Below are 14,300 nucleotides of genomic sequence, written 5' to 3' on the forward strand. Positions count from 1 at the left end.
GTAGTGTCACGCTGAATCTACTATCAAAGCTAGCTATGATCGTGTCAAACGGCAAAGTCCTAATTATTGATGACCAGCCTGCCCGCGCTAAAGCACTGGCAGACTTCCTCGCGGATAACGGCTTTCAGGTTCAGATGGTTGCCGATGTCAGTAGTTATGCGCACTCGCTTGGCGAGGATAGCGAGCTAGACGTCATTTTGTGTGAGCTCGATCTCAAAGATTTTTCCTGGTTCGATGCCCGGCACTTGTTGCGAGCGATGGACGTGCAGGTCCCTTTGATCATGTTCTGTGACGTTGCCGAAGTCGATAAAATCATGACTGCCCTGAAATTAGGCGCGCGTGATTTTTTTCTGCGCCCCGTGGAAGACAAATCGTCACTGGTCAAATCCATTGAACGCTGTGTGCGAGAGCGCAATATGCGCCGAGATTTGCAGGTGTCGCGTGAACGGCTGGAGGCCGCTAATATCGAACTGCGTGGCACGGTAAAAGTTCTGGAGCAAGATCAGCAGGCAGGGCGTCAGGTTCAGCTACGTATGTTGCCTGTGACGCCGATGGCGCTCAACGATTATGTCTTTAGTCATACGGTGATGCCTTCTCTCTATCTCAGCGGTGATTTTACTGATTACTTCACAGTCGGGAAAAGCCATGTCATATTCTTTATGGCCGATGTGTCGGGCCATGGGAGTTCGTCTGCTTTTGCGACGGTGCTGTTGAAAAATCTGTTTGCGCGTAAGCGATCTGATTATATGCGGCGCGACGATGATGCCATTATGAATCCCCTTGTTATGCTGCATCACGCGAATAAAGAACTGTTGGACCTTGGGCTTGATAAGTTCGCGACCATGGTAGTGGGGTTATTGGATATGGACGCCAATACGCTGCGCTACAGTATTGCAGGGCATCTGCCATTGCCCGTGCTAGTGTGTGATGCTGGAGCACGCTATCTCGAGGGTGAAGGCTCCACCGTGGGCATGATGGAGGATGTCGAGTATGAAGAGCATCTGCTGCAACTCCCAGATAGGTTTACACTTGGCGTTTTCTCGGATGGAATCCTTGAGATTTTGCCACCCGACAACCTTATCGAAAAAGAAAAATATTTTCTAAACGTATTTGAACAGAAGGCAGATTCACCGGAGCAACTAGTGACGTACTTAGGTCTTGATCGTGTGGAGCCGGCGCCGGATGACATCGCGGCGCTGTTTGTGACCAAAGGTGGTTGATATGCAAGAAGGGCGCATATTGGCAGCGAGTCACGACGGTTCTTATGTCATTCGGTTAGTAGGTGATGTGCGTTTGACACTCTGCAACAGCATGGATGATTTTTTTGATCACATTTTTGCAGATCCTGATTTTGTTAGCGTCTGGGTGGATCTGTGTGAGGCGCAGGGAATTGACAGCACGACCCTTGGTTTGCTGGCCAAGTTGGCGCTGAGAGTTAAAGAAAAGTTTGGCTTCAAGCCCGCCATATATTCATGTGAGCCGGGCATTAATCGTCTGCTGAAGAGCATGGGTTTTCATCGTCTGTTCGAGCTGCATGAAGAGGCCTGCAATAATCCTGCGGATATTACAGAAATTCCGCGAGTACAGGGAAGCGAAGAGTCAGTGAAGCAAAAAGTGATTGAGGCTCATTGTATTTTAATGGGTCTCTCTGATGAAAATCGCCATCGTTTCAAAGATTTGCTTACTGCTCTGCAGCGCGACTGACTCACTCGTTTGCGGCAAGTTTACAGTGAATATAGTCTGCGTGGGGGACGTAGGTCAGATCTGCCACCTGGCGAATAAGGTGCTCCTCGTACTTGCTCAAATCACCGTCGGCATAGGCAACAGCCCACATAGCGCTAATCAGTTCTAGCTTTTGATCTGCGCTGCAGTGATCGTTGATGACTTTGGTGAGCTCGTAGAGTGAAGTGGCCTCTTCGACACGTTCCCGAGCATTCAGTACCAATGCATCAACTTCCTCCTGTTCTAACTTAAGCGATGTCTTAAGTAGTTGAGACAGCCTGTTGAGCTCGATTTCATCTTCCGTAAAATCGGCTCGCGCGGTTTCAACCAGCAAAGCTGCGGCTGCCAGCCGCAGATCGGGCTCTAGGGATTCACGGTTTTCACTCTGGGGGCTTTCAAACAGTGCTTTTAGCGTTCGAATCATTTTCCACCTATTATCTGTTCTAGTTTTATCTGGTCGGCGACGAAGGTTCTGATACCCTCTGCCAGCTTCTCGGTTGTCATGGCATCCTCGTTGATATCATAGCGAAATTGGGCCTCGGTGAGGCTGGTTTTGTCTTCGTCAGAACGAGCGGTTTCAGCGCAAAGCTGCTGCGGCAGATCACCCTCATCGGCCTCCAGCTCTGCCAAGAGTGCCGGACTGATCGTCAGACGGTCACAGCCTGCCAGTGCCTCAATTTCGTCGGTGTTGCGAAAACTAGCCCCCATCACCACAGTCTTATAGCTGTGACATTTGTAGTAGTTGTAGATCTTGGTGACAGACTGCACACCTGGATCTTCTAATCCATTTTCAATCACCATGTTGGTGTTAGCCTTGTACCAATCAAGAATACGACCGACAAAAGGTGAAATTAGAAAGACGCCGGCATCGGCGCAGGCAGCGGCTTGGCTAAAACTGAACAGCAGCGTCAGATTGCAGTTGATGCCCTCGAGTTCGAGTTGTCTGGCGGCACAGATACCCTCCCAGGTCGACGCGAGTTTGATCAGAATACGATCACGGCCGAAGCCAGCCTCTTCATAAAGGCCAATGAACTTTTTGGCTCGTTCGATAGAGGCGTCGGTATCGAAGGACAGGCGAGCATCAACTTCAGTGGAAATACGGCCAGGAATAATGCCAAGAATCTCCGAGCCGACATCCACCGCGAAGCGGTCATTACAGTTAGTCAGTTGCTCTGCTTCTGTGCCGCCCAGATCGTAGGCAAAGACTCTGGCATTCTCCAGTAAGGTCCTGTAGCGGGGTAGGGCGGCTGCTTTAAGCAGTAAAGAGGGGTTAGTGGTGGCGTCAATAGGCTTAAAACGGCGCATCGCATCGATGTCCCCCGTGTCGGCGACCACCGTGGTGATGGCTTTTAGTTGCTCAAGTTTGTTGGTCATGGTTATCACTTACCAGTGCGTAGGCCTCTGCTAAAATGCTAATCCCCGCCTCCTTTTTGTAGGCATTTTCGCTCAGATGTCGCCTGAACTTGCGGGCACCTGGAATGCCTTGATAGAGGCCAAGAATATGCCGGGTAATATGGTTAAGTTGTCCGCCTTGCGCAAGATGCTGCTCGGCGAACGGCAGCAGTTCTGCAATGACATCATCTCGAGATTTTAGTGGGCTGTCCATCCCAAATAGTGCCTCATCAACCTGTGCCAGCATCCACGGGTTTTGGTAGGCCTCCCTGCCCAGCATCACCCCGTCCACATGTTCGAGATGGTCCTGGCATTCCTCAATCGTCTGGATGCCACCGTTAACCACAATGGTTAAGTGTGGAAAGTCCTTCTTCAATTGGTAGACCCAGGGATAGTTGAGCGGAGGGATTTCGCGATTCTCCTTCGGCGACAGTCCCTGTAACCAGGCTTTTCGTGCGTGAACGATAAACACAGAACAGCCCGCTGCCGCCACCGGCTCAATAAATGCCAACAACTGTTCGTACGATTCCATGTGGTCGATACCAATACGGTGCTTCACGGTTACCGGAATGTCGCAACTGTCCATCATGGCCTTGACGCAATCTGCTACGAGGTCGGGTTTGCCCATGAGGCAGGCGCCAAACATGCCCGATTGCACGCGGTCGGAAGGGCATCCGCAATTGATGTTGACCTCGTCATAGCCCCATTCCTGAGCCCATCGCGCACAACGTGCGAGATCCTTCGGATCGCTGCCGCCCAACTGCAGCGCCACTGGGTGTTCTTCACGGTTAAAGTGTAAGAAGCGCTTCCTGTCACCGTGGATTAACGCACCGGTGGTGACCATTTCCGTATAGAGCAGGGCTTGTTTAGTCAGCAGTCGCCAGAAGTAGCGGCAATTATGATCTGACCAGTCCATCATGGGCGCGATGCTAAAACGGTGGTTATTTTTCATATATAAATCAATAACTTATAGAGAGCAAAAAAGCTGAGTATTAGGCCGTCTTACGACATTTCCCCTGGCGATAGGTGCTTTAGTTCTCCGCATGCGGCATCTCTCTCGCGGATCAAAGTAACAATCTGATGCAAGTATAGGACAAATAAACGGCCTATTGAGATTAAATTTCCTGACTGATCCTGCTAACTGAACGAGAGAAATTCGCGAGATAATTCCCGATTGCCCTAGAAAGTTGTTCGCGGAGGTGACCGTGCAATTCCTATTCGTCCATTCCTGAACGAGAGCCCGCAGCAGCCCGTGCCATGGGGTTTTCAGTGGCGTCCCTGCTGATCAAACTCCGTCCCGGCGAAAAGAGACAGCGCAGCCTCAGTGCGCCGGTTGACTGACACCGAGGAAAAAATGACTGGCTGAGGTTTCAATTCCGCCCAGAATCATATCCCCGCCAATGGCCACGAGAATCAGGCCCATGAAGCGCAGGATGATTTCCTGTGCGTGGTGGTTGAGAAATCGGCTGAGAAACCCAGAAAAAGCGAAGCAGAGGAAGAGCGTGCCCACCATTGCGGCAGTTCCAAGAGCGGTTCCGATGCGTCCGTCCATGGTGGGATAGGCGGCAGCCACCGTGACTACCGCAGCAATTGAGCCAGGTCCGCCAAGGATTGGCATGGCTAGGGGAACGATTAACTTATCGCTGACGTCTGCCTCTTCGGCTTGAAGCTCCTCGAGAGACTTCTTGGCTCCGTGCGTGAGGTGGGCAGCGTTTTCTTTCCCAGTGATCATATTAAGTCCGATCAGCACCACAATTAGGCCGCCCGCCGCTTGGAAGGCGGAAAGCGAAATGCCAAAGGCCTCGAGAATCGCGGTGCCGCCGAAGATGGAAATTTCAAGAATGATTAGCACGGCCACGGCGGTCTTCGCAGCAGCCTTGACTTTAAAGCCCGTGGGTAGATCCCCTACCGTACTAATGAAGATCCCGGCGTTTCCGATGGGATTCATCATAGCGAAAAGAGCCATAAAAGCTTTAAGGAATGCAACTGTACTCATACAAATTTAACCTATATCGAATCACGCGATCTTACAACCCTGACAACGTTCGATCCGCCGGGTTTCAGTGAATTGCCTCCACGGGCTCGCCATGGCCACTTCCTTTAGTGCCTGTGTTTTTGATGGCACTCGCCTCCACATTGCCAGCACGTATCAAACGTTGCCGTCCTCCGTACTCTTATTTTCATCGGTTGAGGGTTCGAACATAGAGCAACCGCTTGCAACCAATGCCACCAATGCAAAGATGCTACATAATGTCATGGTATCCCGCTTATTTCCATGACATTGGCGTCACCGTAACAAATAAATGCAATGCAGCATAAGAGGGATTACCCTTCCAGCGACGACCAAGTTTGTAGGTCTGTTATGCCTAACAAGCTCTAAGGCTTTCTTGCCTTGCATTACTAACGTGTAAGTCCAGCCGCTGAGTTCCTCTGGTGTGAGGCTGCTACTATTGCCGTTGTACTCGGTATTCATATCGTTATCCTCTGATGAAACACCACCCACAGCAGCATCCCCTTGAAGCTGGGACAGTGTTGTGAATGGTGCGACTGAGTGACTGGTTCAGAAGTCTTCTGAAACGAAGCCTATGTTCGTGCTGTCCTTGTTCTCGTTGTACAAGCTACGCAGTTATGGCGTTGCTCACCGTGAACTGATACCGGATGCTATTCATAATAATTCCCAGTACGCGAACAATCGGGCCGAGCAATCCATGAGCCGACCAGAGTGCGAGAGCGGGTGATGCGGAAGTTTAAATCAATCAAGCAGGCTCAGAGATTTCTGGGCGCTCATGCTGCAGTGTTAAACCTTTTCAATTTGGGTAGGCATAAGGTCAGGGCTCAACATTACCGTGATCTCAGGGTGAGTGCGTTCGCTGAATGGAATAGGGCGGTTGCATGAGACTTGAGGCTAAATTCCTCTGATGTCAAAAAGTTAACTTGCCGATACCAGGTGAAACCTTCACTCGCAAAGCGGCGGCACCTTGTGGGGCAGCGACCTCAGAGCGATAGTTGGGCAATTGCGCAGCAGGCAGGGGACTTTTGTTGCGATTAACGCGGCTGTAAATGCAGCAGTTTATCGTCCTGGTCGATTTCAAAGCGATAGTTTCGAAGTACATTCATCCCTAGCAAGCCATCTACATTGGAGGCTGACGGGTAGTCGATTACGGCGATATCAATATCATTAAGTTGCATTTCACCCAGCTCGATAGATGACGCGCGATAGATATCCCCGCGCGTCAGGCCGCCTGCAGTGTTGAACATACGTGAGCCAAGGTAATTGAAATTGGCCTGAGGAAGGTCAGCAAAACTGCTATGGGAAAGGGTCGTCAACGAAGCGCCGGTGTCGATCAGTAATTTCACAGTGCTCATGCGATTCAAGGTGACCTCTACTAGAAAATGATCGCCACGCTTTGTGACCGCGACAGCGTGGCCAAGCCTGTCGGGTTTTTCCAGCTGAGGCGAAATACGTGACAACTCTTGGTTCAGCGTTGCGGTCCAAACCGTGTTCGACTTGTTATCGCGTTGCTGCAATGTCAGCAGCAATTTTTGACTGCGCTGGGTTTCGCCCAATACCCGATAAAGAATCGCTTCGCGTAATAGAAACTCTCGTGTGCCAAGATCGATGGTCTCCAGATACTCATAGAAACCCAGTAGCTCAACCCAGCTTTCCTGCCGAGAGAGTGTGTCATCTGTGACCTGCACCAGGCGCAGCACTGCGGCGTTTACAGCGTCCTCGTGTTCGGTCTGATAGGCATAAGTGGCGGCCAACTGGAGTGTGCTGGCGGCCTCTTCAGGCTGGCGCTGTAAGCGCTGATGCTCAGCGAGTAGCAATAAAACCGGAATGTCTTGATAGTAAGTGCTTAACCAGACATTCACCACCTCGACAAATACGCCGTTGCTGCACTGCTCCAAACAGAACATCAAATAGTGTTCCAGTATCGGCTTCAGCGCCAACTGATATGCGTCGTCCAGAGAGAGTGCCTGTTCGTAGTAGGATAAGGCCACTTCAAACTGTTGCTCCACAAGCAACTGGCGGAAACGGTCTGCACTGGGTGGCGCAGCAGGTTCGGACACTTGGGAGGGCGGTTGCTCTCGCAGGTTTGGGGAATCTGCCTGCGGGCTTGCGCTGAAATATCGCGAGGGCAATATCGCCGGTGCAGGGGCAGGTGTCGATATCGATGGTGCCGGATTCTGTGCAAGGCTACCTGTCGGAATGGCATCATGTAGCAACCATCCTAGGACCACGCCTACCAGTAATAGGCAGAAAATTTTCGCTAGCGACATCATCTCTGCATTGTAATGAGCTATGCCTCACAGATAAAGTGAGTGCACGGCAATTTCCTCGTTCAGGTGGTTCATGCTCGGTCTGGGAAATGCTCACATTGAACACTGGGGCATCATCGGGTCAACTGGCCAGGGCTTCTTGTGTTGAGCAATATCGGTGAGGTGTCGGCTCGCCCTGGGCTCTTCACTGGCTAGGGCCTGGGTGAAACGATTACCAAACACTTGCTCAGTCATCGGTTGGACGCGGTGCGGATTTGGGAAAACGTTCGTGCAATCGATGGTTTAGCCCTATTTGCGCTCCACAACCGCGCTCTGCGTATTGTTGCACTATGGTTCTATTGGACCTGATCGCAAGCCCCACCGTATAATTGCCAGCCACGTTTACCATATCCCGGAACCTCATGACTGTACGTACCCGTGTTGCGCCATCGCCTACCGGCGACCCCCACGTTGGCACCGCCTACATTGCGTTGTTCAATATGTGTTTTGCCCGTGCGCACGGTGGGCAGTTTTTGTTGCGTATCGAAGATACAGACCAAGCTCGCAGTACACCCGAATCGGAACAGGCCATTCTCGATTCGCTGCGCTGGCTCGGTATCGAGTGGGACGAAGGCCCCGATGTGGGGGGTGATTGCGGGCCTTACCGGCAGAGCGAACGAATGGCGCTTTATGGGCAGTATGCACAGCAATTGGTTGAAGAAGGTAAAGCCTTTGTCTGCTATCGCACGGCTGCTGAATTGAACGAATTGCGCGAAGCGCGTCGCGCCGCAGGAAACAGCACCGCCCTGAAGCCCTCTGACCTGCAGCTGGCTGAATCAGACATTCAAAAACGCCACAATGCGGGGGATGCTTACGTCATCCGCATGATTGTGCCGGAGGACGATGGCAGCTGCACCATCGATGACATGCTGCGCGGGACCATTGAGATGGACTGGGCCATGGTCGATGCGCAGATATTATTGAAGTCTGACGGTATGCCAACCTACCATTTAGCCAACGTTGTCGATGACCATCTGATGGGTATAACCCATGTGCTGCGCGGCGAGGAATGGATAAACTCAGCGCCAAAACACAAGCTGTTGTATGAGTATTTCGGCTGGGATATGCCGCAGCTCTGTCATCTGCCGCTGCTGCGTAACCCGGATAAATCCAAGCTGAGTAAGCGCAAGAACCCAACCAGTATTCTCTACTATCAGCGCATGGGCTATCTGCCTGAGGCGTTGCTGAATTATCTGGGGCGTATGGGCTGGTCCATGCCTGACGAGCGCGAGAAGTTCACCCTGCAGGATATGGTGGAACAGTTTGACATCCAACGGGTCTCCCTTGGCGGTCCGATTTTTGATGTGGAAAAACTCAGCTGGCTCAACGGCATGTGGATTCGTGAAGACCTCAGTGAAGCGCAGCTGGCGCAGCGCTTGGTGGATTGGGCTTACAACAGTGAAAACTTGATGAAGGTGTTGCCCCATGCACAGAAGCGTATGGAGACGCTGAGTGATTTTGCGCCCCTGGCTAGCTTCCTGGTGTCAGGCACGTTGTCACTGAATGAAGAAAGCTTTGCGAGCGTAAAGGGTGAGCGTGACGCTATTGTCAAAGGCCTGCAGTTTGCGTTGTGGCGACTGGAAGCTCAGCATCAGTGGACGCGAGATGCCGTATGGAATGACTTAAAGGCTTTGGCGGATGCGTTGGAGATAAAGGTCAAAGATTTTTTGGCGCCGTTGTTTATCGCGATAGCCGGTTCCAGTGCCTCTTTCTCTGTCGTCGATTCCATGGAATTGTTGGGACCGGATATGACGCGTGCACGTATTCGTCATGCCATTGAAGTGCTGGGTGGCGTGTCTAAGAAGTCATCGAAAAAATTGGAAAAAGAATATCAGGCATTGGCAGAACGTTAGGCGATAGCAGGACTTACGACATCTTCAATCACCGCCGAGACAGTGGCGGCAACCAAAGATTGTAGATTACAGGTCAATGATGGTGTCCACCGGGACCGTGGACATGGCGGTGCGTCAGTTCTTCTGCCGTTGCGTTTCTCACCTCTGACACTTCAATGTCGAACACCAGTGTTTGTCCCGCCAAAGGGTGGTTGGTGTCGATGTCGGCGGTGTGCCGCCCGGCCTTTGTGACGGTGACAGTTCGCATGCCGTCATCGGTGCTTAGTTGCACCACGTCGCCCGCGCTTAGCTTGCCTTTAAAGGACAGATGTTTTATTGGTACGCGCTGCACCTTCTCGGGATGACGCAGACCGTAACCGTCCGCAGGGCTTACCGTCGCTGTGAAAGTGTCGCCGTCAGACTGGCCGGCCATAGCGGACTCCAGTCCGGGAATAATATTATTGGCGCCATGCAGGTAGGCGGCTGGATCGGCGCCACGAGAGCTTTCGAGTTCAACGCCTGATTCGTCACGCAGGGTGTAATGAAATGTCACTACGGTGTCTGGACCAATTTGCACAGCCTGTCTCCTCTACCTGTTGAGCGCGAATAGTAATGGCTGAGGAGCGAAAGTCCTAGTGATTGTCTCGTTGCCTGACTCCGCAATAGGCCTGTGGGTTCAATTGAATGCACCTGCGCAATTGCCGCTGATGGGCCAATGCGCGATCATGTGCGATGGTAGAATCTGACGCAAGGAATAGACATGTCGAAGGAGAACGCGCCGCTGCAAGACGGTTTGGCCGAAGAGGTCAATCAGGATGTGAGCCAGCTTATCCATCATCTGCGGTGCAGCAGAGCCCCCGATGAAGCGCTGCTGGTGGCACAGACGCATATACGCGATGCGCTGAGTGCACTAAAACCGTGGTTGGAGGAGGGTGGGGGCTGGTCTACCATTTCAATCGGTAGTGATGTCCCCGAATTTGGCTGGCAGGAAGATGACCTCACGGCCGTTATGCCCTATAGCCCAATCAGTGGTAGGAGGAATCCGATGGCGCCCCCCATCAAGCTATGGAAAGCCGGAGAAAATGAGGTTCTTGGTGAGGCGATATTTTCGCCGACCTATGCCGGTCCTCCGGACAGCGTTCATGGCGGTATTATCGCCGGTGTTTTCGACGAAATTCTTGCGATGTCGAATGTTATATCCGGTGCCGCAGGATTTACGGGGACGCTCACTATTAAGTACCGTCGTAAGACGCCACTCAATACACCGATAGAGCTGTGGGGAAAAAATGTGCGTCAGGACGGCCGCAAGCAATTGTGCCTTGGAGAAATGCGCGTCAATGGTGAGGTGACTGCTAGCGCCGAGGGGCTGTTCATTTGCGCGGCGGAGCTGGGTACCTAGCGCCTAGCGCCAGGGTGATCAGCCATGGTGCAACAGTCAGGCTTTTCGTAAGGCCAATCCGGCCAGTATTGCAGTGGTGAATTCAAACACTAAGGCGCCATAGGTGTAATCGCCCACGGGGTCGGGAACGATCAGTGTGGAATACAGCCGCGCCAGCGCAAGCCCTCCCACTAATAAGACGATAGAAATTAGGGCAGGGCGGTAGAGGTCGCTGCGCAACGCGCCCAGCAGACAGAACACACCAAAAGCCGTTTGCAGGCCGCCATACATTGCAGCGATTTCAACCCAGGCGTCACCCGAATCAAGAATTAAACCGGCGTACTCTGCGGGGAGTTCGGGCGAGATCAGGCACACGATGCCGTAGCTGCCAAATATCACAGCAGACAACCATAGAACGATCTTACCTAGCATTATACTCTCCTTGTGACGCGAACGAACTTGCATCAAACCGCTGCAATTTAATTTCCGGTTAGCTTAGCATAGCTATTGCGAATCAAGCCCTAACACCTCTGTGACTCGTTCCTATAGCCATCGGTTGACAGCGGAGGTGACGATCATTAGAATGCGCGCTCTTTGGTTAATTAGGCATAAAACCCTATCTCGATCAATGAGTTAGATCAAGTTTTGGGGCTATAGCTCAGCTGGGAGAGCGCAACACTGGCAGTGTTGAGGTCAGCGGTTCGATCCCGCTTAGCTCCACCATATTTTCTAGCAATATCAGTAGTTTAGATTCCCTGCACACTGCATGGTTAAGCGGTGTATAGCAAAGTGTGTAGCAAAGTGTACTTTTCCTTCTCTCATTTTAGTCAAGAATATTGACTAATTCGGGGGCTAAAGGCGTACTCCAGTTGATGTTTGACCAGTCTACGTCGTCTAGATTTCCTGCAGCCACGTTTTGCGGCTGAACTGTCTCATGCCCTTCTAGGTACAGCGTTGTCATCTTCGTGTCAGCGTGCCCGGCCAATGCTTGAATGTACGCCAGTGGGTATCCAGCTTTGCCTAGAGCAAACATACCTAGCGCCCGTAAGTCATGGAACGTGGGTCGTTCTTCAGGGTGCAAGTGGTTGTAGTAACCTGATCGCTCGCGAGCTTGACAGAAGGCTTTGGTTAACGCATCGGGTGTTATTTCGTAGATGTGTTGTCTTCCTTGTTGTACCGCGTCCATTAGCCGTTGTGTTTTTACAGCGGGCTTTCGATGCACGACGTAGGGGCATTCCAGAGGACTGTTATCGAACCACGAGAACGCTTTGTATAATGCGTTGCTCATTTCGATTGCGATGTATGTGCCTGTTTTTATTTGCTTCACGTTGACTAGCTGTTTATTCATGTCTACAGCTTTCCACTTCATCGATGTCAGGTCACTTCGCCGTTGCACGCTGTGGAGTGCTATTTCCATAGCATGGGCGAGCCAGGGTTCGGCTTGTGTGAGAATGGCTTGGTAGCCGTCCCATGTGTGCCTATGACGTTGTCGTGGTGGTTGCAGCATTATCTCAGTGTTATCCACTGGATTTTCATGTGCAAGCCCCGTATTGATAGCGTATTTCCACAGCAGGTTTAGCGTGCCACGGTGTGCCTTGTGGGCGCAGGGAGTTCTTTGGGTGAGGAACTTCCGCGACAATGATCTCGAAGATGAAGTATTTCTTGCCTGGTTTTAGCGGGTGAATCAAACACTATTCTAGATGCTTCAGTACCGGCATTGATCGCCAACAAAACCTCTTCCATCGACGCAGCCTCAAGTCCCAACCCCCGGGACACGATGTTTTGAAGAATAAAGAAAAGTGGGTTGGTTTTAATAGGGATCGCATGAAGAGCATCGTCAGGAAACGCATTTTTCAGTCGATCCAACCGGTCATTTATCACCGAGCTAGAGAAGCGAAAGCCAGCCGGGCCTATTCGATTGCTTCGTCCTAACCCTCGACGTAGTACCTCGCGATCGCTCCGCGTAGCGACCCCGAGTAGAAGTCGCGACCGTACCCCGGACAGAAGAACATCCCACTGATCGACGGGGCGCCGCTCGGCGCTCGACCGAGTTCTCGCCCGGTCTCGATGTCGACGACGACGGCCATCGATCCCTCGGCGCTGCTCGCCGGACCCATCGCCGCGCCGTCTTCGAGCACGAGTTCGCCCGTGTCGGAGTACAAGATCATCTGGACCGCGCATCGCCAGTCGTGCTGCCAAAGAGAGGTATACTGACCGGGTCCCTCGAAGCGCCACGCGCCAACCTTCGCGTTCATCATGTCGTATGCGACGAGAATCCGTCGCTCAGGATCGTAGAGCGGCGGCCCGACGTTGACCGCGTTGGGCATGCCGAAGGTCTCGATCACGTCTCGTTCGCCGGGATCGTCGATCGGGAAACGAAACGCTCGCTGCGGCGCCGACGCCAGGCCCCGCCACGGCGGCGGCCGGCCCATGTCCATCATCCAGATGCAGTCGCTGCCCACGCTGGTATCCCAGCCGTCGCCCTGGTCCTCGCCCTCGATCTCGTACGAACCCTGCCAATCTGAATCGAGCATGAGTCGCCCGCCTTCGTATCGCAGTCGATATATCTTTGTCGCGCTCGTGAAGTAGACGAACTCGCCCTCCTTCGTTCGATCGCTCGAAAAGCGACCCATGCATGCTTCCGGAATCTCGAGCGGTTCTCCGACCGACTCAAGGCGCTCAGGTTCAAGAAGCGAGAACTTGCAGTTCACACTCGGATCAGTGCCGAGGTTCTTCATCAAGAGGTTGCCATCAGAGAGAATCAGCAACCCATTGTAGGGCGCGTCCACGGGTAGCTTCCGCTCGGCGACGACGCGACAATCCTCGTCGAGGCGATGGCAGTAGCGCCCGTTCACCATGTAGAGATCGCCGTTCTCGTGGACGACGACCGCACCGCACCACAAATGGCCACCGGACGGAAGCTCGGGTGATCGCGCCAGCGTCTTGAGCGTGATCGGGTCAATGCGCTCGAGCCAACCCGAAGTGTCTCCTTGATCGCGATACTGAGGCGGAAACTCGCTCTGCCCCAACCCGGCACCGCCCTGCACGAAGATCTCGCCCGGCGCGCGCTGAACCTGCATCACCGCCCAGCCATCCATCTGCCGAGTCGTCGAGAGCAGTCTCTCGCCATCCTTCAGCGCGAGGCCCGGCGAGGAGACGAGCTTCTGTCGCCGCGGCCCCCCGCATTCGACCGGCCATGCCGAAGGGTAATAGCCCGCGAGTTTTCCGTCTCTGTCGAGTTCGGTCATCGGTTTCCTTTGATTCGAGTGTACGCATCCCAGAAAGAGGGTTGCCTATCTAAAATATTATGGCATAATTGGTGCCATAATACAATGTTGCTAAGACTAATCTTATGAATTTCACTCAGTTTTCCGAGTCGCGAAAAAGTACTCGAGGTTTTCAGGAGAAACCGGTCCCTAAAGAGGATGCGGCGCCTTCAGGCACGACGTGCAAGATGAACCACCGCGTCGTAATGGACGTCCCGGAACGGGGCAAATATGCCTCATCAGAAGCGTATTCGTCAGAATACTCCCTACCGGTGGTGAAGTATCGGACAAATAAACGGCCTGCGCATCTCAAATGCAGTCGCCTCGAACACGGGTTTCTTCGTTTACGTTGCGCTACGTGTCGGCTGGAGCGTCTCGTAGCGATATCCT

General features: G+C 52.7%; 14 protein-coding genes and 1 tRNA gene. 5 read left to right on the forward strand and 10 right to left on the reverse strand.

Translation table 11 applies throughout. The features are described 5' to 3' along the window. Nucleotides 1-35 precede the first annotated feature (35 nt). Entirely contained in the window at nt 36-1,220 is a 1,185-nt protein-coding gene (locus tag ABXT62_RS06665) for a PP2C family protein-serine/threonine phosphatase (RefSeq protein ID WP_415357822.1), read from the forward strand. 1 nt (nt 1,221) lies between these two features. After that, entirely contained in the window at nt 1,222-1,704 is a 483-nt protein-coding gene (locus ABXT62_RS06670; RefSeq protein ID WP_415357823.1) for an STAS domain-containing protein, read from the forward strand. A gap of 1 nt (nt 1,705) precedes the next feature. On the opposite strand, the gene ABXT62_RS06675 is transcribed toward ABXT62_RS06670, so the two are convergent. The 5 genes from ABXT62_RS06675 to ABXT62_RS06695 all read right to left on the reverse strand — a co-directional run bounded on the left by ABXT62_RS06675 (nt 1,706) and on the right by ABXT62_RS06695 (nt 7,395). After that, a complete protein-coding gene (locus tag ABXT62_RS06675; RefSeq protein ID WP_415357824.1) occupies nt 1,706-2,146 on the reverse strand; it encodes a TerB family tellurite resistance protein in 441 nt (146 codons plus the stop codon). Next, entirely contained in the window at nt 2,143-3,096 is a 954-nt protein-coding gene (gene tal, locus ABXT62_RS06680; protein ID WP_415357825.1) for a transaldolase, read from the reverse strand. Before tal ends, ABXT62_RS06675 begins: the two co-directional genes overlap by 4 nt. Then, entirely contained in the window at nt 3,080-4,066 is a 987-nt protein-coding gene (gene dusA, locus ABXT62_RS06685) for a tRNA dihydrouridine(20/20a) synthase DusA (RefSeq protein ID WP_415357826.1), read from the reverse strand. The genes tal and dusA overlap by 17 nt, the downstream gene beginning before the upstream one ends. 369 nt (nt 4,067-4,435) lie before the next feature. Next, a complete protein-coding gene (locus ABXT62_RS06690; protein WP_415357827.1) occupies nt 4,436-5,110 on the reverse strand; it encodes a MarC family protein in 675 nt (224 codons plus the stop codon). 1,049 nt (nt 5,111-6,159) lie between these two features. Next, on the reverse strand, nt 6,160-7,395 hold the full coding sequence (locus ABXT62_RS06695; protein WP_415357828.1) for an aspartyl protease family protein: 1,236 nt from the start codon (nt 7,393-7,395) through the stop codon (nt 6,160-6,162). A gap of 401 nt (nt 7,396-7,796) precedes the next feature. Between ABXT62_RS06695 and gltX the strand changes: the two genes are divergently transcribed. Continuing rightward, nucleotides 7,797-9,287, forward strand: a complete 1,491-nt coding sequence (gltX, locus tag ABXT62_RS06700; RefSeq protein WP_415357829.1) for a glutamate--tRNA ligase — start codon at nt 7,797-7,799, stop codon at nt 9,285-9,287. A gap of 73 nt (nt 9,288-9,360) precedes the next feature. Here the strand turns inward: gltX and ABXT62_RS06705 are convergent, their stop codons facing one another. Then, nucleotides 9,361-9,843 (reverse strand): FKBP-type peptidyl-prolyl cis-trans isomerase, encoded by a 483-nt coding sequence (locus tag ABXT62_RS06705; protein ID WP_415357830.1) that lies wholly within the window; start codon nt 9,841-9,843, stop codon nt 9,361-9,363. Between the two features lie 183 nt (nt 9,844-10,026). Between ABXT62_RS06705 and ABXT62_RS06710 the strand changes: the two genes are divergently transcribed. Next, nucleotides 10,027-10,665, forward strand: a complete 639-nt coding sequence (locus tag ABXT62_RS06710) for a PaaI family thioesterase (RefSeq protein WP_415357831.1) — start codon at nt 10,027-10,029, stop codon at nt 10,663-10,665. Between the two features lie 36 nt (nt 10,666-10,701). Here ABXT62_RS06710 and ABXT62_RS06715 read toward each other — a convergent pair whose 3' ends face one another. After that, complete coding sequence (locus ABXT62_RS06715; protein WP_415357832.1) at nt 10,702-11,076, reverse strand: DUF4345 family protein; 375 nt, start codon at nt 11,074-11,076, stop codon at nt 10,702-10,704. Between the two features lie 215 nt (nt 11,077-11,291). On the opposite strand from ABXT62_RS06715, the gene ABXT62_RS06720 reads away from it, so the two are divergent. Further along, nucleotides 11,292-11,367, forward strand: a tRNA-Ala gene (locus ABXT62_RS06720). A gap of 100 nt (nt 11,368-11,467) precedes the next feature. Here ABXT62_RS06720 and ABXT62_RS06725 read toward each other — a convergent pair. The 3 genes from ABXT62_RS06725 to ABXT62_RS06735 all read right to left on the reverse strand — a co-directional run bounded on the left by ABXT62_RS06725 (nt 11,468) and on the right by ABXT62_RS06735 (nt 13,892). Then, entirely contained in the window at nt 11,468-12,151 is a 684-nt protein-coding gene (locus ABXT62_RS06725) for a tyrosine-type recombinase/integrase (RefSeq protein ID WP_415358175.1), read from the reverse strand. Between the two features lie 68 nt (nt 12,152-12,219). Continuing rightward, on the reverse strand, nt 12,220-12,525 hold the full coding sequence (locus tag ABXT62_RS06730) for a hypothetical protein (RefSeq protein WP_415357833.1): 306 nt from the start codon (nt 12,523-12,525) through the stop codon (nt 12,220-12,222). Nucleotides 12,526-12,572: 47 nt separating this feature from the next. Further along, entirely contained in the window at nt 12,573-13,892 is a 1,320-nt protein-coding gene (locus ABXT62_RS06735) for a hypothetical protein (protein WP_415357834.1), read from the reverse strand. Nucleotides 13,893-14,300: the final 408 nt, after the last annotated feature.

It is taken from the genome of Halioglobus sp. Uisw_031, assembly GCF_047729875.1.
Classification (GTDB): domain Bacteria; phylum Pseudomonadota; class Gammaproteobacteria; order Pseudomonadales; family Halieaceae; genus Marimicrobium.

What these genes read in the sequence shown, in the direction of transcription:
- dusA (WP_415357826.1), bottom strand. Translation starts at nt 4,066, where the DNA reads ATGAAAAATAACCACCGTTTTAGCATCGCGCCCATGATGGACTGGTCA.
- ABXT62_RS06670 (WP_415357823.1), top strand. Translation starts at nt 1,222, where the DNA reads ATGCAAGAAGGGCGCATATTGGCAGCGAGTCACGACGGTTCTTATGTC.
- ABXT62_RS06695 (WP_415357828.1), bottom strand. Translation starts at nt 7,395, where the DNA reads ATGTCGCTAGCGAAAATTTTCTGCCTATTACTGGTAGGCGTGGTCCTA.
- gltX (WP_415357829.1), top strand. Translation starts at nt 7,797, where the DNA reads ATGACTGTACGTACCCGTGTTGCGCCATCGCCTACCGGCGACCCCCAC.
- ABXT62_RS06715 (WP_415357832.1), bottom strand. Translation starts at nt 11,076, where the DNA reads ATGCTAGGTAAGATCGTTCTATGGTTGTCTGCTGTGATATTTGGCAGC.
- ABXT62_RS06710 (WP_415357831.1), top strand. Translation starts at nt 10,027, where the DNA reads ATGTCGAAGGAGAACGCGCCGCTGCAAGACGGTTTGGCCGAAGAGGTC.
- ABXT62_RS06690 (WP_415357827.1), bottom strand. Translation starts at nt 5,110, where the DNA reads ATGAGTACAGTTGCATTCCTTAAAGCTTTTATGGCTCTTTTCGCTATG.
- ABXT62_RS06735 (WP_415357834.1), bottom strand. Translation starts at nt 13,892, where the DNA reads ATGACCGAACTCGACAGAGACGGAAAACTCGCGGGCTATTACCCTTCG.
- ABXT62_RS06675 (WP_415357824.1), bottom strand. Translation starts at nt 2,146, where the DNA reads ATGATTCGAACGCTAAAAGCACTGTTTGAAAGCCCCCAGAGTGAAAAC.
- ABXT62_RS06665 (WP_415357822.1), top strand. Translation starts at nt 36, where the DNA reads ATGATCGTGTCAAACGGCAAAGTCCTAATTATTGATGACCAGCCTGCC.
- ABXT62_RS06725 (WP_415358175.1), bottom strand. Translation starts at nt 12,151, where the DNA reads ATGCTGCAACCACCACGACAACGTCATAGGCACACATGGGACGGCTAC.
- tal (WP_415357825.1), bottom strand. Translation starts at nt 3,096, where the DNA reads ATGACCAACAAACTTGAGCAACTAAAAGCCATCACCACGGTGGTCGCC.